This is a genomic window from Streptomyces sp. NPDC059002 (assembly GCF_042740435.1).
GTDB lineage: Bacteria > Actinomycetota > Actinomycetes > Streptomycetales > Streptomycetaceae > Streptomyces.
The window spans coordinates 82,126-99,324 of sequence record NZ_JBHYJI010000019.1 but is presented as its reverse complement, the minus strand read 5'-3'; the positions used below and the strand labels follow the sequence as shown (position 1 = coordinate 99,324).

At 70.6% G+C, this 17,199-nt stretch carries 15 protein-coding genes; 6 read left to right on the top strand and 9 right to left on the bottom strand.

What is annotated here, in order from left to right; translation table 11 throughout:
* Nucleotides 1-75: 75 nt before the first annotated feature.
* Nucleotides 76-1,077: a chitinase gene (locus ACFWZ2_RS19465; protein WP_384547209.1), complete on the top strand. Its 1,002-nt coding sequence runs from the start codon at nucleotides 76-78 to the stop codon at nucleotides 1,075-1,077.
* 300 nt (nucleotides 1,078-1,377) lie between these two features.
* Here ACFWZ2_RS19465 and ACFWZ2_RS19460 read toward each other — a convergent pair whose 3' ends face one another.
* Nucleotides 1,378-2,697, bottom strand: coding sequence for an Nramp family divalent metal transporter (locus ACFWZ2_RS19460; RefSeq protein ID WP_384547208.1), 1,320 nt, complete (start codon nucleotides 2,695-2,697; stop codon nucleotides 1,378-1,380).
* A gap of 249 nt (nucleotides 2,698-2,946) precedes the next feature.
* On the opposite strand from ACFWZ2_RS19460, the gene ACFWZ2_RS19455 reads away from it, so the two are divergent.
* A complete protein-coding gene (locus ACFWZ2_RS19455; protein WP_384547207.1) occupies nucleotides 2,947-4,287 on the top strand; it encodes a M14 family metallopeptidase in 1,341 nt (446 codons plus the stop codon).
* Nucleotides 4,288-4,353: 66 nt separating this feature from the next.
* On the opposite strand, the gene ACFWZ2_RS19450 is transcribed toward ACFWZ2_RS19455, so the two are convergent.
* Nucleotides 4,354-4,764, bottom strand: a complete 411-nt coding sequence (locus ACFWZ2_RS19450; RefSeq protein ID WP_384547206.1) for a hypothetical protein — start codon at nucleotides 4,762-4,764, stop codon at nucleotides 4,354-4,356.
* A 390-nt stretch (nucleotides 4,765-5,154) separates the two neighbouring features.
* Here ACFWZ2_RS19450 and ACFWZ2_RS19445 point away from each other — a divergent pair, with 390 nt between their 5' ends.
* Complete coding sequence (locus ACFWZ2_RS19445; RefSeq protein WP_384547204.1) at nucleotides 5,155-6,714, top strand: alpha/beta hydrolase; 1,560 nt, start codon at nucleotides 5,155-5,157, stop codon at nucleotides 6,712-6,714.
* A gap of 9 nt (nucleotides 6,715-6,723) precedes the next feature.
* Here ACFWZ2_RS19445 and ACFWZ2_RS19440 read toward each other — a convergent pair whose 3' ends face one another.
* From ACFWZ2_RS19440 to ACFWZ2_RS19425, 4 genes are all read right to left on the bottom strand, one after another.
* Nucleotides 6,724-8,253, bottom strand: coding sequence for a GntP family permease (locus ACFWZ2_RS19440; RefSeq protein WP_384547202.1), 1,530 nt, complete (start codon nucleotides 8,251-8,253; stop codon nucleotides 6,724-6,726).
* Between the two features lie 142 nt (nucleotides 8,254-8,395).
* Complete coding sequence (locus ACFWZ2_RS19435; protein WP_384547200.1) at nucleotides 8,396-8,806, bottom strand: RidA family protein; 411 nt, start codon at nucleotides 8,804-8,806, stop codon at nucleotides 8,396-8,398.
* Nucleotides 8,807-8,813: 7 nt separating this feature from the next.
* On the bottom strand, nucleotides 8,814-9,590 hold the full coding sequence (locus ACFWZ2_RS19430) for an IclR family transcriptional regulator (RefSeq protein WP_384547198.1): 777 nt from the start codon (nucleotides 9,588-9,590) through the stop codon (nucleotides 8,814-8,816).
* Complete coding sequence (locus tag ACFWZ2_RS19425; RefSeq protein ID WP_384547195.1) at nucleotides 9,587-10,699, bottom strand: sugar kinase; 1,113 nt, start codon at nucleotides 10,697-10,699, stop codon at nucleotides 9,587-9,589. Before ACFWZ2_RS19425 ends, ACFWZ2_RS19430 begins: the two co-directional genes overlap by 4 nt.
* A 129-nt stretch (nucleotides 10,700-10,828) precedes the next feature.
* On the opposite strand from ACFWZ2_RS19425, the gene ACFWZ2_RS19420 reads away from it, so the two are divergent.
* The gene (locus ACFWZ2_RS19420; protein ID WP_384547194.1) at nucleotides 10,829-12,136 is read left to right on the top strand and encodes an amino acid deaminase; all 1,308 of its coding nucleotides are present in this window, start codon (nucleotides 10,829-10,831) and stop codon (nucleotides 12,134-12,136) included.
* Between the two features lie 81 nt (nucleotides 12,137-12,217).
* The gene (locus ACFWZ2_RS19415; RefSeq protein ID WP_384547192.1) at nucleotides 12,218-13,834 is read left to right on the top strand and encodes an amidohydrolase family protein; all 1,617 of its coding nucleotides are present in this window, start codon (nucleotides 12,218-12,220) and stop codon (nucleotides 13,832-13,834) included.
* A 13-nt stretch (nucleotides 13,835-13,847) separates the two neighbouring features.
* Here ACFWZ2_RS19415 and ACFWZ2_RS19410 read toward each other — a convergent pair whose 3' ends face one another.
* Together ACFWZ2_RS19410 and ACFWZ2_RS19405 are read right to left on the bottom strand one after the other, a co-directional pair.
* Complete coding sequence (locus tag ACFWZ2_RS19410) at nucleotides 13,848-14,708, bottom strand: trypsin-like serine peptidase (RefSeq protein ID WP_384547283.1); 861 nt, start codon at nucleotides 14,706-14,708, stop codon at nucleotides 13,848-13,850.
* A gap of 107 nt (nucleotides 14,709-14,815) precedes the next feature.
* Complete coding sequence (locus ACFWZ2_RS19405) at nucleotides 14,816-16,258, bottom strand: cellulase family glycosylhydrolase (RefSeq protein WP_384547190.1); 1,443 nt, start codon at nucleotides 16,256-16,258, stop codon at nucleotides 14,816-14,818.
* Nucleotides 16,259-16,369: 111 nt separating this feature from the next.
* Between ACFWZ2_RS19405 and ACFWZ2_RS19400 the strand changes: the two genes are divergently transcribed.
* On the top strand, nucleotides 16,370-16,906 hold the full coding sequence (locus ACFWZ2_RS19400) for a hypothetical protein (RefSeq protein WP_384547188.1): 537 nt from the start codon (nucleotides 16,370-16,372) through the stop codon (nucleotides 16,904-16,906).
* Nucleotides 16,907-16,971: 65 nt separating this feature from the next.
* On the opposite strand, the gene ACFWZ2_RS19395 is transcribed toward ACFWZ2_RS19400, so the two are convergent.
* Nucleotides 16,972-17,175: a cold-shock protein gene (locus tag ACFWZ2_RS19395; protein WP_055568178.1), complete on the bottom strand. Its 204-nt coding sequence runs from the start codon at nucleotides 17,173-17,175 to the stop codon at nucleotides 16,972-16,974.
* Nucleotides 17,176-17,199 lie beyond the last annotated feature (24 nt).

Below are 17,199 nucleotides of genomic sequence, written 5' to 3'. Positions count from 1 at the left end.
CGACCCTGGCGGACGACGGTGGCCACCGTTCCCGAACACCTCCCCCCTCTTCACTTCCCCCCACCGGAGGCAGCAGTGGACCGCACACGCAGCAGAACGGGAGCAGTACTCGGGTCGCTCACGGCCCTGGCCCTCGCCCTCACCGGCCTGTTCACCGGCGGCGCGGGCACCGCGGGCGCGCAGACCCGCGCCGTGCCCCAGCACGCGGTGACCGGCTACTGGCAGAACTTCAACAACGGCGCCCAGGTGCAGAAGCTGGCCGACGTGCAGGACGAGTACGACATCGTCGCCGTGGCCTTCGCCGATGCCACCGCCACACCGGGCGAGATCACCTTCAACCTGGACTCGGCCGGGCTCGGCGGCTACACCGTCGACCAGTTCAAGGCCGACATCAAGGCCAAGCAGGCGGCCGGCAAGTCCGTGATCATATCCGTCGGCGGCGAGAAGGGCGCGGTCTCCGTCAACGACCCGGCATCGGCGAACGCGTTCGCGGACTCCACGTACAAGCTGATGCAGGAGTACGGCTTCGACGGCGTCGACATCGACCTGGAGAACGGCCTCAACTCCACGTACATGACGCAGGCACTCAAGTCCCTCGCGGGCAAGGCCGGTTCGGGATTCGTCCTGACGATGGCGCCGCAGACCATCGACATGCAGTCCCCGTCGAACGAGTACTTCAAGACCGCGCTCGCCGTGAAGGACATCCTCACGGTGGTCAACATGCAGTACTACAACAGCGGTTCGATGCTGGGCTGCGACGGCAAGGTCTACAGCCAGGGCACCGTCGACTTCCTCACCGGGCTCGCCTGCATCCAGCTGGAGAACGGCCTCGCGCCGTCGCAGGTCGGTCTCGGCGTGCCCGCGTCGAGCCGTGCGGCGGGCGGCGGCTACGTCTCCCCCGACGTCGTGAACAACGCCCTGGACTGCCTCGCCAAGGGCACCGGCTGCGGCTCCTTCAAGCCGTCCAGGACCTACCCGGACATCCGGGGCGCGATGACCTGGTCCACCAACTGGGACGCCACGGCCGGCAGCGCCTGGTCCAAGGCGGTCGGCGCGCACGTCCACGGCATGCCGTAACCCCCGGTTCCCCCCTCAAGACCGCAGCGCCGCCGCTCCCCCGGCGGCGCTGTCATGTGTACGCACCCGGGCAAAGTCCCAGGTCATGAGCACGTCCACCCTTCCACGCATATCCCGCCGCAGAAGGCGGACCTGGACGGCACGGCCTTCGACCCCGCCACGGGCGCGGCACGCCAAGCGCTCCGCGGGAGGTGGAGTGCGTCATCCGCGGGCCGGTGGGGGCTGGTCGCGCAGTTCCCCGCGCCCCTGCGGGGCACGACCCCGCGTCGGACACGGTGCGGTCCCTGAAGCTGTGGCGCGTCACCACGGCAGGTCGCGCACCTGCTGCACGCACAGGATCAGGAAGAGCAGCCCCGCGCCCGCCAGCATCACATTGCTCAGGATGCCGTTGCGCCACTGCTTGGGCGTACGGGAGGAGTTGAGCAGCCAGAGCAGGGTCAGGGCCAGGAACGGCATGAAGAACGCGCCGAGCACGCCGTAGGCGATGACGAGGCCGAAGGGCTGGTCGAGGAAGAGCAGGCCCATCGGCGGGAAGGTCAGCCAGAGCAGATACGCGCGGAACGGCACCGACTTCTCGCGCTTGCCCGCGGCGACCTCCTCGACCATGTCCTCTCCGCCGGAGGCGCCAGCGGCCCCGCGCTCGCGCCGCAGCCGCTCCACGAAGTCCGCGAACATCAGGCTCACGCCGTGCCACACGCCCATCAGGGCGCCGAAGGACGTGGCGAAGAAGCCGATGAGGAAGAGGTTCGCGGTGACCGCGCCGAACTTGTCCTCAAGGACCTTGCCGAGGTCGATCAGGCCGCGGTCGCCCGAGGTGAGGGCGATGTTCGTGGAGTGCAGGAGCTCGGCACCGATGATCATCATCGCGACGACGAAGACGCCGGTGGTGAGGTACGCGACGCGGTTGTCGAGCCGCATCACCTTGAGCCAGCTGATGTCGGTCCAGCCCTTGGAGTTCACCCAATACCCGTACGCGGCCATGGTGATGGTGCCGCCGACGCCGCCGATCAGGCCGAGCGTGTAGAGCAGCGAACCGTCGGGCAGGGCGGGCGCGAGGCCCTTGACGGCGTTGCCGAGGTCGGGGGCGACGCGGATCGCGACGTACACGACGATCAGGAACTTCATGCCGATGACGACCGTCATGGCCTTCTCGAAGACGGCGTACCGGTTGAACCAGACGAAGGCGAGCCCCAGCAGCCCGCAGATGACCGCCCAGGTCTTCAGGCTCGGCCCGTCGGGGAAGAGCGCGACGAGCGGCAGGGCGCTGGACGACATGGCCGTCGCGCCGTACACGAAGCCCCAGATGACCACGTAGACCGCGAAGTAGTAGGTGGTCCACTGGCCGAGGCTGCGCCAGCCCTCGAAGAGGGTGCGCCCGGTGGCCAGATGCCAGCGCCCCGTCGCCTCGGCGAGCGAGATCTTCACCAGACAGCCGATGATCGCGGCCCACAGCAGCGTGTAGCCGAACTTGCTGCCCGCGATGAGCGTCGCGACCAGGTCACCGGCGCCGACGCCGGTCGCCGCGACGACGATGCCGGGGCCGACGTACTTCCAGCTCGCCTTGCGGAGCCGGACGGCGCCCTCGCCCGTGTCGGTCCCGCCACCCGTGGTTTCAGCCATGCGATCAAGAAACCGCAAAGACAGCTGGTGCACAAGGGGTTGGGTCGAGCCGCCGCTCCCGGTGGGCGGCACGGCGGATTGGCCAAAGACCGCGTTGACGGGAGCATGCCACGCACCCACGATGGGCCCGCACAGCGCAACAACAGCTCGCGCACAGCACACGCACAGCGCTCGCACAGCACGCGGGTACGTGCGTCACCCCGCACCGCACGCGTCGCACTGAACCGCCCCCACCCCCGAGGAGACTTCATGCGACTTCGGATACGCGGCAGAAGATCCGCCGCACTCGCAGCCCTTCTCGCCCTCGCCGTCGCGGCACCCATCACCGCCAACGCCTCACCCGGTCCGGCCGACCAGGCCCCCCGGAAGACGGCGGCGGCGGACGACGACGAGACGCGCCAGTACCAGATCCCGCTGCGCGACGACCGCGCCGCGCGCACCGCGCTCGCCCGCACCGGCGTCTCGATCGACGAGATCGACGCCCGCGCGGTGGTCGTCTCGGCCGACGGCAGGGAGGCCGCGAAACTCCGGGAGTTGGGCTACACGCTCAAGGCCCTCGCCGGTCCCCCGAAGCGTACGGACGGGCAGGCGATCGAGCCCAAGGACTTCCCGCCCGCCGACGCGAAGTACCACAACTACGCCGAGATGAACGCGGAGATCGACCAGCGCATCGCGGCCTACCCGAACCTGATGACGAAGAAGGTCATCGGCAAGTCGTACTCCGGCAGGGACATCGTCGCCATCAAGATCAGCGACAACGTCGGCACCGACGAGGCCGAGCCCGAGGTGCTCTTCACCCACCACCAGCACGCCCGCGAGCACCTGACCGTCGAGATGGCGCTGTACCTGCTGCGCGAACTCGGCGCGGGCTACGGCTCCGACGCGCGCATCAAGAAGATGGTGGACTCGCGCGAGATCTGGATCGTCCCCGACATGAACCCGGACGGCGGCGAGTACGACATCGCGACCGGCTCCTACCGCAGCTGGCGGCTGAACCGGCAGCCCAACCCCGGCGGCCGCACCGGCACCGACCTGAACCGCAACTGGGGCTACAAGTGGGGCTGCTGCGGCGGCTCTTCGAGCACCCCCGGCTCCGAGACCTACCGGGGTTCGGCCGCCGAGTCGGCGCCCGAGGTGAAGGTCGTCGCCGACTTCGTCCGCAGCCGGGTCGTCGGCGGCAAGCAGCAGATCAAGGCGGCCATCGACTTCCACACGTACAGCGAACTGGTCCTGTGGCCGTACGGCTACACGTACAACGACACGGCCCCCGGCCTCACCCAGGACGACCGCGACGCCCACGCCGCCGTCGGCAAGAAGATGGCCGCGAGCAACGGCTACACGCCCGAGCAGTCCAGTGACCTCTACATCACGGACGGCACGATCGACGACTGGCTGTGGGGCAACCAGAAGATCTTCAGCTACACCTTCGAGATGTACCCGACGTCCGCGGGCGGCGGCGGCTTCTACCCGCCCGACGAGGTCATCGAGCGCGAGACCTCACGCAACCGCGACGCGGTCCTGCAGCTCCTGGAGAACTCGGACTGCATGTACCGGTCCATCGGCAAGGAACAGCAGTACTGCACGAGTTGACGCACCCGCACGCGGTGGCCCCGGACCCGCACGGGCCCGGGGCCACCGACTGCCGTCGTCCCCAGGTCAGCCCCAGAAGGACATGGACGTGGGCCACCACCAGGGCTGGAGCGGCTCCTTGGGGCGTGGCTCCTCCTTGGGACGTGGCTCCTCCTTGGGGCGCGTCGCGATGATGTACTCCGTGGGCCGGTCCTTGGGCCCGCGGAAGAGCGAGACGCCGGTGACCCGCCCCGCGGACCAGGTCTGGCACTCCTGGACCTCGCCGTGGAGGGTGCCGCCGTCCCTGCCGGTGAGGACGAGCAGCCGCCGGCCGTACTGGTTGCCGCCGTTCTCGTGCGCCTGCCAGTCGAGGTACTTCCAGGTCCCTGCGATGTCCATGCCGTGGCCCGTGATGGTGAAGGTGTTCGGCCTGCCGAAGGTGACCCGGTGCTTGTCGGGCCGCTTCTTCTCCGAGAGCGACAACCCCGGGTCGACCACGCCGGGACGGATCCTTTGGAACGTCCCCCGAACGTCCCGTAGTAGTCGCCGCGCGCCGCACCGCACGTGGGCGGCACATTGCCCGCGTACGCCTCCCCGGGCAGAACGGCGACCGCCAGCAAGGCGGTCAGGACGGTGGCACAGGCTTTGCTTCGTACGTTGCGGACGCGCATGAGGCGGCTCCAGACGCGGCGGAGTGTGCCCGACGGTCGCCGGGCGCCCCCATGCTGGGCGTCGCGCACACACCCCGACGGCCAACACGCGGCCGCCTCACTCGCCCGGTCCCTGCCAGATCGTTTCGCCGCGTCCCCGACCCGGGGGCAGCCCCCATCGGGGTTGGGGGGACAGCCGTAGTGAGTGGGAGTCACTGTTCCGCTTAGCGTCTGGCGTATGAGACATATACGGAACGTCGGCCTCGTCCTCGCCGCCTGCCTCGGCGCGGCCCCCGCCGCGGTCGCCGCGTCCACCACGGCGACCGCCGCACCGGCCAAGTCCGCGTCCGGGCTCGACCGTTACTACGACCAGCGTCTTGCCTGGGGCGGCTGCTCCACGGGCCCGGCCGACCCCATGGGCCGCGACCTGGACAAGGCAGGCGTGCAGTGCGCGGACGTCACCGTGCCGCTCGACTACTCCAAGCCCCGGGGCCGTACGATCACCGTCGCCGTGTCCCGGCTGAAGGCCACCGACACCCGCCACCGCATCGGCTCGATCCTGCTCAACAACGGCGGCCCCGGGAACGGCGCCGTCCAGTCCCCGCCGGAGTTCCACGCGTGGATGAAGAGGACGGGCCCGCGGTACGACATCGTCGGCTTCGACCCGCGCTTCGTCGGCCGCAGCACCCCGCTGGACTGCGGCTGGAACGTCGGCACCACGCTCTTCTCGGCCGGTCTGGGCCGGGCGAGTTTCGAGCGCCAGGTCGACCTCCAGAAGGACCTGGCCGCCAAGTGCCGCGCCACCAACGCCGACGTGCTGCCGCATGTGAGCACCCGCAACACGGCCCGCGACATGGACGTCATCCGCGGCGCGCTCGGCGAGAAGAAGATCTCCTACTTCGGCTACTCGTACGGCACTTACCTCGGCACCGTCTACACCCAGATGTTCCCAGGGCGCACCGACCGCATGGTCCTGGACGGCGCCATCGACCCGCGCAAGTTCGGCCCCCGGCTGCTGAAGGAGGCCGTCGGCGAGAACGAGCGGGCGCTCGCCGACTGGGCCACCTGGGCCGCCGCCCGGAACGACACCTACCACCTCGGCCACACCCGCGCCCAGGTCCTCGCCACCATCGACCGCGTCATAAGGAAGTCCTCGCGCGGCCCGCTGACCGTCGGCACCGCCCCGGAGCGCTTCCGACTCGACGACACGCAGGTCCCGTTCGTCCTCCTCGCCGGGCTCGACAGCGACACCGACGCCTCGCGGGCGTCCCTCGGCGAGATGGTGTCCGTGCTGAACAAGGCCGCGGCCGGACGGCCGACCACGCTCTCGCCGCAGTTCGCCGGACTGCTGCGGCTCGCGACGACCGGCGACCAGTCGAACATGGGCAGCGCGCAGACCGCGGTCATCTGCGGGGACAAGGCGGCCCCGCGCGACCCGGAGGTCTACTGGCGGGACATCCGGCGCAGCCGCGCCGCGTACCCGCACTTCGGCGCGGTGAACAACAACATCGGCCCGTGCGCCTTCTGGGACCGGCCCAAGGAGCGGCCCACCGAGGTCGAGCACGACGCCAAGGCGCTGATCGTGTCCGCCACCGGCGACCCGCGCACCCCGCACAAGGGTGCCGTCGCCCTGCACGGCCTGCTGCCGAGCTCCCGGCTGATCACCGTCAAGGGTGCCAACCGGCACGCGGTCTACGGCCTCTACGAGAACGCCTGCGTGGACAACCAGGTCAACCGCTACCTGGCCACCGGCAAGCTGCCCGCCAAGGACCGGACCTGCTCGCAGCAGACCGGCTAGGGCGAGCCCCTACACGAACAGGCTCACCGCACCCGCGACCGCGAACCCGGCCACGGACAGCACCGACTCCAGCACCGTCCACGTCTTGAGCGTGTCCCGCTCGGAGATGCCGAAGTACTTCGCGACCATCCAGAAGCCCCCGTCGTTGACGTGCGACGCGAAGATCGAGCCCGCCGAGATGGCCATGATGACGAGGGCCACGAACGCCTGGGAGTAGTCGCCCTCGGAGAGGAGGGGGGCGACGATGCCCGCCGTCGTGACGATGGCGACCGTCGCGGAGCCCTGGGCCACGCGCAGGATCAGGGAGAGCAGGTAGGCGAGGACGATGATCGGCAGGCCCACGTCCTGGAAGGTGTCCGAGATGGCCGTGGCGACGCCGCTGGCCTTGAGGACCGCGCCGAAGATGCCGCCCGCGCCGACGACCAGGAGGATGTTGCCGACCGGCTTGAGGGACGAAGTCGACACGGTCTCAAGGGACTTGCGGGACCAGCCGCGCCGGATGCCGAGCAGGTAGTAGGCCATCAGGAGCGCGATCGTCAGGGCGACGAAGGGGCTGCCGAAGAACTCGATGACCGACCGGAGGGAATGGGGTATCCCCTGCTCGGAGCTTGTCGAAGAGCTTGGGGAAGGGTCGAAGGCGATCGAGGAGAAGGTGGCCAGGAGGATCAGGACCAGCGGCGTACCGATGATGGTGAAGACGATGCCCAGCGGCACCGGCTTCTCGCGCGGCTCGACGCCTGCGGCGCGCTGCTCGGCGACGACCGCGGCCTTCGCCTCGTCGGCGGCCTCGACCATGTCCTGCGGGACGGGCACGAAGATGCGCTTGCCGATCCAGGCGGAGAAGACCCAGGCGGCGAGGACGGCAGGGATGCCGCAGACGATGCCCATGAGGATGACCCAGCCGAGGTCCACCTTCAGGAGTCCCGCCGCGGCCACCGGGCCGGGGTGCGGGGGCAGGAACGCGTGGGTCATCGACAGACCCGCGAGCAGCGGGAGGCAGTAGAGGAGGATCGACTTGCCGCTGCGCTTGGCCGCCGCGTACACGATCGGCGCGAGGACGAAGATGCCGACGTCGAAGAAGACGGGGATGCCGAAGATCAGACCCGTCAGGCCCATCGCGAGCGGAGCGCGCTTCTCACCGAAGAGGCCGAGCAGCCGGGACGCCAACACCTCGGCGCCGCCGGAGACTTCGAGGATCGCGCCGAGCATCGTGCCGAGGCCGATGATGATCGCCACATGGCCGAGGATGCCGCCCATGCCGGACTCGATGACCGAGACGGCGTCGGACTTCTGGACGGTGCCGAAGAGTTCGGTGACGGAGAGGCCGGCCGAGAGGCCGACGACTATGGAGACCGCGAGCAGCGCCACGAAGGGCTGCAGTCTGACCTTGATGATCAGGAAGAGCAGCAGGACGATGCCGAGCGCGGCGACGGTCAGGAGACCTGCCGTGCCGTCGATCAGGGTGAGGATTCCGCCGGTGTGCGGTGGCGGCTCGGTGGCGGGGGCGGCCGCGAGCGCGGTGAAGGGAGACGGGGACATCGTTGACCTCGTAAGTGCATGGGACGGGGGTTTGGGGGCCGCCCCCAAAAGACACAGCCGGGGCAGGGGGGATCGCGGTGCGGCGCCCCGGGGTGGGGCGCCGCACCGTGACGACGTACGGCTTGCTGGGGGTTGATGCGTCTCAGCCGAGCACGGCGAGCGCGTCGATCTCGATGAGCAGGCCCTTGGGCAGCCCCACGTAGACCGTGGTGCGGGCGGAGGCCGGGGCCTTCAGGCCCTGCTCCTCGAAGTAGGAGTTGTAGATCTCGTTCATCTCCGCGAAGTGGTCGACGTCCGTGAGGTAGACGCGCATCATCATCACGTCGTCCCAGGTCGCGCCGCCCTCTTCGAGGATGGCCTTGACGTTGGCGAAGGTCTGGAGGGTCTGCTCGCGCAGGGTCGGGCCCGCGGGGGTGGGGGCCTTGCCCTCCTCGGCGGGGAGGAAGCCGACCTGCCCGGCGACCTGAAGGATGTTGCCCTTCTTCACGCCGTGGGAGAACTTCGCGGGCGGGGTGGTGTGGGTGGCCGGGGTGAGGGCGGTCTTCTCGGTCATTCGCTGATCAGGCTTCCTTGAGAGGGGCGGTTTTCGACTCGGGCGCGGCGCCTGAGTACTCCCTGCTGATGGCGTCCGCCGTGCGGCGCACCAGCGGGAGCAGGGTGAGGAGTTCCTCGGCCGTGACGACGACGTTCGGCGCGGACACCGACATGGCGGCGACGACGCGGCCGTCCGCACCGCGGATGGGGGCCCCGATGCAGTTGATGGACTCCTCGTGGCCACCGAGGTCGGTGGCCCAGCCCTGTTCGCGCACGGCCGCGAGTTCCTTGAGGAACGCCGCGGCGTTGGGCGTCGAACGGGACGTGTAGGTGGGGTAGTCGAGCTTCTCCGCGATGGCGCGGCGCTCGGCCTCCGGGAAGTCGGCGAGCAGCAGCTTGGCGACGGCGGCGACGGTGATGGCCACCGGCTTGCCGATGCGGGAGTACATCCGCACCGGGTAGCGGCTCTCGACCTTGTCGATGTACAGGACCTCCTGCTCCTCGTACACGGCGAGGTGGACCGTGTGGCCGCACTTCTCGTTGAGGGCCAGGAGGTGGGGGTGGGCGATCTCGCGTACGTCGAGGTTCTCGACGGCCTCCTGGGCGAGCGCGAAGAGGCGGGCGCCCAGGCGGTAACGCTGGTCGGACTGGCGGAAGACCAGGCCGTGTTCGTGGAGGGTGCGCAGCAGCCTGAGCGCGGTGGACTTGTGGACGCCGAGCCGGTCGGCGACCTGGCCCAGGTCGGCGGGGCCCTCGGCGAGCAGCGGCAGGATCGAGAGCGCGCGGTCGACGGTCTGGCTCATGGGGTACGTACCTCCTCCTCGGCCTCGGTGTCCTCAGGAACGTCCGCCGTCCAGCCGGGGCCGAGACGCAGTCTCCCCCAGTCGGCGTCGTCCAGGGCGGCGAGGCGGTCGGCGTGTGCGATCCAAGAGGGGCGCTGCGCAGCAGCTCCTTGGGGGGCGGTGGTCGGGCGACGGGCGGGCGGTGGGGTGGCGAGGTCACCGGGGACGGTGAGTGCGGCGGCGGCCGTCAGGTGGCCGTGCCGCAGACGGTGCGCGGCGGGCAGGCCGCGCAGGGTGGCGGAGAGGAATCCGGCGGCGAAGGCGTCCCCCGCGCCGACCGGCGCGACGACGTCCACGCGCAGGGCGGCCTGGAAGACGGGTTCCTCGCCGTGGCCGAAGAGGGTGGCGCCGCGGCTGCCCTGCTTGACGACGAGCGTGGCGGGTTCGGGCAGGGCGGCGCGGATCACTTCGGGGCCGCCGGTCACGCCCCAGGCCGCGGCGGCCTCGTCCTCGCCGACGAAGACGAGGTCGGCGCCGCGGGCGAGGTCGAGCAGGACGTCCGCGCCCGCGGCCGCGCCCTGCCACAGGCCGGGGCGGTGGTTGACGTCGAAGGAGACGAGGTGGCCGCGGTCGGCGCGCCGGGCGCACAGATGCCGTACGAGGTCCAGGCAGTCGGCGGAGAGCGCGGGCGTGATGCCCGACAGGTGCAGGACGCGGCCCGAGGTGAGCGCGTCCTCGTCGACGGAGCCCGTCGACATGGCGGAGGCGGCGGAGCCCGCGCGGTAGTAGACGACTTCGTGGGACGCGGTGTCGCGGTCGTCGGCCGTGCGGAAGTAGATGCCGGTGGGGCGGTGCGGGTCGCGCCCGACGGCGGAGGTGTCGACGCCGTACCGAGCGATCGTCTCGACGAGGTGGTCGCCGAATCCGTCGGTGCCGACGCGGCTGACCCAGCGGGCGGTGTGTCCCGCGGCGGCAAGGGCACAGGCGACGTTGGACTCGGCGCCGCCGATCCCGCGGTCGAAGGAGGGGACGTCGGCGAGGCGTCCGGGCCGGGCGGGCAGGAACGTGACCATGGACTCGCCGAGCGTTACGACGTCCACTGCTGCCCGTGCGGCTGCCTGTGCGGTCACGATCTCTTCAGCCCCTCAACCGACTCTCCGGATCCGTTGACCCGGCGTTGGCTCGGATGTTAGACAGCAGTAAGCGACATACGCAATGACTGTTGCACATAGTGCAACGCACTCCTGGAGGAGGCGCCCATGGCCGCCGACAACGCCGTCGACCGTCCCGCCGAGTCACCGGACGACAGGCTCGCCCGGCTCGCCGACGAGCGGGTGGACCACCGCTTCAAGGGCCTGCCGCCGGACGCCGAAGGACTCACCGTCGGCGAGCTCGCCGCCCAGCGCAGGAACCTCTTCACCGGCGGCTTCAGCACGCCGGTCCTCGCGCTCTCCGCCGAACGCCTGGAACACAACCTCGCCCTCATGGAGACCTACGCCGAGCGGCACGGCCTCGCCTTCGCCCCGCATGGCAAGACGTCCATGGCCCCCCAGCTCTTCCGGCGCCAACTGGAGCGCGGCGCCTGGGGCATCACCCTCGCCGTCCCCCACCAGGTGCGCGTGGCACGGGCGTTCGGCGTCCCGCGGATCTTCCTCGCCAACGAACTCGTCGACGCGGCGGCGCTGCGCTGGCTCGCCGGCGAACTCGCCGCCGACCCCGGCTTCCGCTTCATCTGTTACGTCGATTCCGTACGCGGAGTCGACCTCATGCACGCCGCGCTCAGCGAGGCGGGCGCCACCCGGCCCGTCGACGTCGTCGTCGAACTCGCGGCGGGCGACGGGGCGCGCACCGGCGTACGGACCGAGGCCGAGTGCTTCGAGATCGCCAACGCCGTCGCGGGCGCGGACACGCTGCGGCTCGTGGGCGTCGCCGGATACGAGGGCGAGGTGCCGGACGCCTCCAGCGAGCGGGTCACCGCGTGGCTGCGGCGGCTCGTCGCGCTGCTCGTCGAATGCGACAGGACGGGGCACTTCGCCGACCTGCCGGAGGTCGTCGTCAGCGCGGGCGGCAGCGCGTGGTTCGACGCGGTCGCGGAGGTCTTCGCCGAGATCCCCGAACTGTCGCTCCCCGTCCTGAAGTTGCTGCGCTCCGGCGCGTACGTCTCGCACGACGACGGGCACTACCGGCATCTGACGCCGTTCAACCGCGTCCCCGATGAGGGCGCGCTCGAACCCGCCTTCCGGCTCTGGGCCCAGGTGGTGTCCCGCCCCTGTGCCGAGCAGGCGTTCACCAACGCGGGCAAGCGGGACGCGGCGTACGACCTGGACCTGCCGGAGGCGCAGGTCGTACGCAGGGACGGGGTGGAGCGGCCCGCGACGGGCGTCTCGGTGACCGGGCTCTCCGACCAGCACGGATGGGTCCGTACGTCCCCCGAGGCGGACCTCGCGGTCGGCGACTGGCTCGGCATGGGTCTTTCGCACCCGTGCACGGCGTTCGACAAGTGGCAGCTGATTCCCCTGGTCGAGGGCGACGGAACGGTCACGGACTACATCCGCACGTACTTCTGACCCGGGGGTCTTGGGCAGAGCACTCCCACCCGCCCGATTGCCCCGCACCGCACACAGCCGAACGCAGAGGAGAGGCACCCCATGGACCTGGTGATCCGAGACGCACATGTCATAGACGGCACCGGAGGTGCCTCCTACCGCGCCGACGTCGGCGTACACGAGGGCAGGATCACCACGATCCACAGGGAGGGGGAAGCGAGGGGCCCCCGCCCGACAGGGCGGAGCACCCTGGATGCGGAGGGCCTGGCCCTCGCCCCCGGTTTCATCGACATGCACGCGCACAGCGACCTCGCCCTGCTGAGGGACCCGGACCACAGCGCGAAGGCGGCCCAGGGCGTCACCCTGGAGGTCATCGGCCAGGACGGCCTGTCGTACGCGCCCGTGGACGACAGGACGCTCGCCCAGGTCCGCCAGGCCATCACGGGCTGGAACGGCGACGGCGGCGACATCGACTTCACGTGGCGCACGGTGGGCGGCTATCTGGACGCCCTCGACTCCGCGCACGACGGCCGCGGCATCGCGGTGAACGCCGCGTATCTGATTCCTCAGGGCACGGTCCGGATGTACGCGGTGGGCTGGGACGACCGTCCGGCGACGCCCGCGGAGACCGACCGCATGAAGGAGCTGGTCGCCGAGGGGATGCGGGAGGGCGCCGTCGGCATGTCGTCGGGCCTCACGTACACCCCGGGCATGTACGCGGACGACTCCGAACTGACCGAGCTCTGCAAGGTGGTGGCGGCCCACCAGGGCTACTACTGCCCGCATCACCGCAGTTACGGCGCGGGCGCCCTCCAGGCGTACGAGGAGATGGTGAACCTCACCCGTACCGCGGACTGCCCGCTCCACCTCGCCCACGCCACCATGAACTTCGGCGTGAACAAGGGGAAGGCGCCGGACCTGCTCGCCCTCCTCGACGACGCCCTCGCGCGGGGCGCGGACATCACCCTGGACACGTACCCCTACACCCCGGGCTGTACGACGCTCGTGGCGATGCTGCCCAGTTGGGCCAGCGAGGGCGGGCCCGACGCGATCCTCGCCCGTCTTCAGGACGACGCGACGGCCGAGAAGATCCGCCATCACATGGAGGTCATCGGCGCCGACGGCTGTCACGGCGTACCGATCGAGTGGGACACGATCGAGATCTCGGGCGTGAGCGACCCGGGGCTCGCCTCGTGCGTGGGCAAGACGATCGCGCAGTCCGCCGCGCAGCGCGGCGAGGAGCCCTGGATCACCGCCCGCCGTCTCCTCGTCAACGACAGGCTCGGTTCGACGATCCTGCAGCACGTCGGCCACGAGGAGAACGTCCAGGCGATCATGCGGCACCGTGTGCACACGGGCGGCAGCGACGGCATCCTTCAGGGCTTCAAGCCGCACCCGCGCGCGTACGGCACCTTCCCGCAGTATCTCGGGCGCTACGCACGGGAGTTGGGCGTGCTGTCGCTGGAGGAGACGGTCGCGCACCTCACCTCGCGCCCGGCCGCCCGGCTGCGGCTGCCCGACCGAGGTGTCGTCCGCGAGGGCTACCGTGCCGACCTCGTCCTCTTCGACCCGGAGACGGTCGCGGCGGGGTCCACCTTCGAGGCCCCCCGCACACTGCCGACCGGCATCCCGCACGTCCTGATCGACGGCAGGTTCGTGATGCGGGACGGCCGGCGCACGGACGTCCTCGCGGGACGCGCCGTACGCCGGACTCCCTGACGCTGCTCGGCAGTTACTGAACGGCCGCCGGTCGGGGCAGCTTGCACCCCGGCCGGGCCAGGTCGATCTTGCTGCCCTTGCCGACGCACGGCACGATCCCGTACGTCTGTTGCGCGTAGTTGATGCCCTTGCGCACGGTCACGTTGCCGTTCCGGTCGACCTCACAGGGATTGTTGAGCGTGCACCGCTCGCCGTCCTCGTTCCCGGTGTTGTTGATGGCGGTGACCTTGCCGGTCTTGTGGTCGATGACGGGCGATCCGGACGTGCCGCCGATGGTCTGACACTCGGGGGTGTAGCGGACCGAGTCCTTCCAGGTCCACTCGCCCTCCTTGAGGCGGTACACGAAGCCGTCGATGCTGCAGCTGTAGGTCTTCTTCCAGTAGCCGGAGACGACCGTGATGGCCCGCCCCTTCACCGGGTGGTCCGCGTCGAGCTCCAGCGGCTTGATGCCGTACTTCTTCGTGATGTCGCGGTAGCTGGTGGTGAGTTGGTAGATCGTGATGTCGGTGTCCGTCATCGTCGCGTACGACACCTTGGTGGCCTTGAGCGTGGCGACCTCGTTGGCCTTCGCGTCGAGCAGCTTGAAGGTGCGGGTGGACGGCTGGTCGACGATGACCTCACCCGCGGCGGGGAATCCCGACTCGATGCAGTGGCCGTTGGTGAGGACGAGCGCCGGGTCGTCCGGTGCGGCCTGGGGCGTGCGGACGACCGAGCCCGAGCAGTTGCTGAGCGCCACCGTCCCCGCGAAGTCCACGGCCTTGGCCTTGGACTGTGCCGCGTGCCGGTCCTGCTGGGTGTGGCCCGCGAACGCGGGTGTCGCGCCCGCGCCGGCCAGCGCGAGCGCGAGCAGTCCGCCCGCGAGCGCCTTGCTCATCTTTCCCATCTGTGGAGCCCCCCTCGTGACGTACGCCTGTCGTGCGGTTGTCAGGGGCATTCTTGGGGTCCCTGTGCAGCCGGACAAGGGGCGGGAACTCTTCCGTTTCACCCACGCGGCGTGATGCGGACAACGTGCTCGCCGGGCCCCGAACCGACCGTGAGCGTACGGGACTTGGCGTCCCAGGAGATCACCTCGCCGCCCGTCACCCGCCCGCCGCGGGGGAAGTGCCGCGCGGGCAGCCGGACCTCCGTGCCGCCCCGCACCCCCGCCCCGCCCCGCCAGCTCACCGTCAGCTCCTTGTCCGCGGCGTCCCACCGATAGGCGACGGGGTCCCCCGCGATGGCCTTCGGGTAGGGCCGGTCGAGTACGGGAAGGAGCGGCGTCGGCTTCATCTTCGCGTCCCAAGGCGCCCAGGAACCGGGGTCGTTGGACCAGTACGCGATGCCCGCACCCATCTCGTCGGCCATCCGCTGCACCTTCTCGACGTACTCCATGGCGCCCGGCAGCCCCACGTCGAGCCCGAACTCCCCGATGACGACGGGCGCCCCGAGCCGCCGCGCGGTCTTCTCGGTCTGCTCGCGCCAGGCCCGCAGCGATGCGTCGACCCGCCCCTTGGTGTCCCCGGTGTAGCCGCCGCCGAGGTCCATGGGGAGGGGGTAGAGATGGGGCGCGTACGCGATGCGCGCCGCCTCGCCGTCGCCGCGCGGGTCGTCCAGGCGGGGAAGTCCGGTGGCGAAGCCCCAGTTGGCGCCGATGGCGGACGGTTCGACGAAGAGCCAGTGGTCGCGGTCGACGGTGCGGATGGCGTCGATGCCGTCCTGGTAGAGCCGGGCGAGCGGCCCCGACTCGAACGCGGGGCCCTGCACGCTGCCGCCCCAGGGCTCGTTCATCAGGTCGTACCCGACGACGGTGTCGTCGTCGGCGAAGTACCTGGCCACCTCCCGCAGGGCGCCCACGTAGTGCCCCCGCAGATCGCGCCCGCCGCCTTCGACCGTCCCCCAGAAACGGTCGAAGGCGCGGACGGTCCCCGGCTCGGCATAGCCGAGTTCCCAGGGGTCGGTGGGGGCCGACGTCAGACCGTCGGTCTCGGTGGCCCACCGGGGCGCGCCGTTGCCGCCGACCCCCGGCCCGTACAGGTCCTGGTGCATGTCGAGCAGCACGTGATAGCCCCGCTCGCCGTACCACCGCACCCGCTCGGCGACCCGCTTCAGATACGTCCTGTCGTACGTCCCCGGCGCGGGCTCGACGTTGCGCCACTGGACGAGGAAGCGGACGAAGTTCGTGCCGAGGTCGCGCCGTTCGCGCGCGACGTCCTTCTCCTCGATCCACGGCATGCCGTCGGCGGCCTGTTTGGCGCTGCTGGCCGTCGACAGGCCGCGCAGCACCAGGGCGCGGCCCTGCCGGTCGGTGATCCACCGGTGGCCGCTCGCGGTGTCGGCGCGTGTGGCACCCGCGCCCTCGGGACCGACCGCGACGAGGAGGGCGGCCGCGACGGCGAGCACGACACCGCCGACCGCCCAAGTCCGCCACGCCACAGGGGGTTTCATGGCCCGGATGGTAGATCGCGGACACCCCACCGCAATAGACCTGAGCAATGTTCACTTCTCTTCGGCCGGAACCCTGTCGGCGCCACCCCGCGCGGCCTACAGTGACGCGCCATGCGGACGACGATCGACGCGCTGCGGGCGCACACGGACGGCACGGCCGTGGTGGGCTGCGCCTGCCTGCTGCTCGTCCTGCTGCACGGCAGCGCCACCCTGCTCACCGCGTTCACCGCGCGGGCGGGCCTGTCGGTGGTGCCGAGCGCGCTCGGCGTGCCCTTCGCCCTGCCGGGCCTGCGGGCGACACCGCTGGGCGCGACGGACTGGTCCTGGCAGCTCTGCGAGAACTTCGCCGCGCTGCTCCTGATCGCCACGGCCGCCGCACGGATGCGCCGCCATCTGCGCCTGCGCCCGGACGCGGGCAAGGGGCGCCGGCTGCTCGCGGGCTGGACCGCACTGATCGCGGGCGCGGCGCTCGCGGGCGTCTGGCGGGGCATGGTCGCGGCCCGCATGGTCGAGTCGGGGATCTGGGGCTGGCTGGCCCTGCCGTCGGCCGGGGCCCTGTTCGGTGCGCTGTGGGGCGTGGCGCTCGGCTGGCTGCCGGGCGCGGCGGCGGCCCTCGCCCCCACGCAACGGGCCGGTGCCCGCACCTGAGTGCGGACACCGGCCGTGACGTACGTGTCGACGTCAGAAATGCGCTGCAGTCAGGCAGGAAAGTGTCAGGCGGGAACGATGTTCTCGGCCTGCGGACCCTTCTGGCCCTGCGTGACGTCGAAGGTCACCTTCTGGCCCTCCTGCAGCTCACGGAAACCCTGGGTGGCGATGTTCGAGTAGTGCGCGAAGACGTCGGCGCCGCCGCCCTCCTGCTCGATGAAGCCGAATCCCTTTTCCGAGTTGAACCACTTCACGGTGCCAGTAGCCATGTCATATCTCCTTCGGGGCCCACA

Excerpts from the sequence above, each read along its gene's own strand:
- ACFWZ2_RS19435 (WP_384547200.1), bottom strand. The coding sequence starts at position 8,806 with ATGACCGAGAAGACCGCCCTCACCCCGGCCACCCACACCACCCCGCCC.
- ACFWZ2_RS19410 (WP_384547283.1), bottom strand. The coding sequence starts at position 14,708 with ATGAGCAAGGCGCTCGCGGGCGGACTGCTCGCGCTCGCGCTGGCCGGC.
- ACFWZ2_RS19405 (WP_384547190.1), bottom strand. The coding sequence starts at position 16,258 with ATGAAACCCCCTGTGGCGTGGCGGACTTGGGCGGTCGGCGGTGTCGTG.
- ACFWZ2_RS19395 (WP_055568178.1), bottom strand. The coding sequence starts at position 17,175 with ATGGCTACTGGCACCGTGAAGTGGTTCAACTCGGAAAAGGGATTCGGC.
- ACFWZ2_RS19440 (WP_384547202.1), bottom strand. The coding sequence starts at position 8,253 with ATGTCCCCGTCTCCCTTCACCGCGCTCGCGGCCGCCCCCGCCACCGAG.
- ACFWZ2_RS19445 (WP_384547204.1), top strand. The coding sequence starts at position 5,155 with ATGAGACATATACGGAACGTCGGCCTCGTCCTCGCCGCCTGCCTCGGC.
- ACFWZ2_RS19400 (WP_384547188.1), top strand. The coding sequence starts at position 16,370 with ATGCGGACGACGATCGACGCGCTGCGGGCGCACACGGACGGCACGGCC.
- ACFWZ2_RS19420 (WP_384547194.1), top strand. The coding sequence starts at position 10,829 with ATGGCCGCCGACAACGCCGTCGACCGTCCCGCCGAGTCACCGGACGAC.
- ACFWZ2_RS19455 (WP_384547207.1), top strand. The coding sequence starts at position 2,947 with ATGCGACTTCGGATACGCGGCAGAAGATCCGCCGCACTCGCAGCCCTT.
- ACFWZ2_RS19415 (WP_384547192.1), top strand. The coding sequence starts at position 12,218 with ATGGACCTGGTGATCCGAGACGCACATGTCATAGACGGCACCGGAGGT.
- ACFWZ2_RS19460 (WP_384547208.1), bottom strand. The coding sequence starts at position 2,697 with ATGGCTGAAACCACGGGTGGCGGGACCGACACGGGCGAGGGCGCCGTC.
- ACFWZ2_RS19430 (WP_384547198.1), bottom strand. The coding sequence starts at position 9,590 with ATGAGCCAGACCGTCGACCGCGCGCTCTCGATCCTGCCGCTGCTCGCC.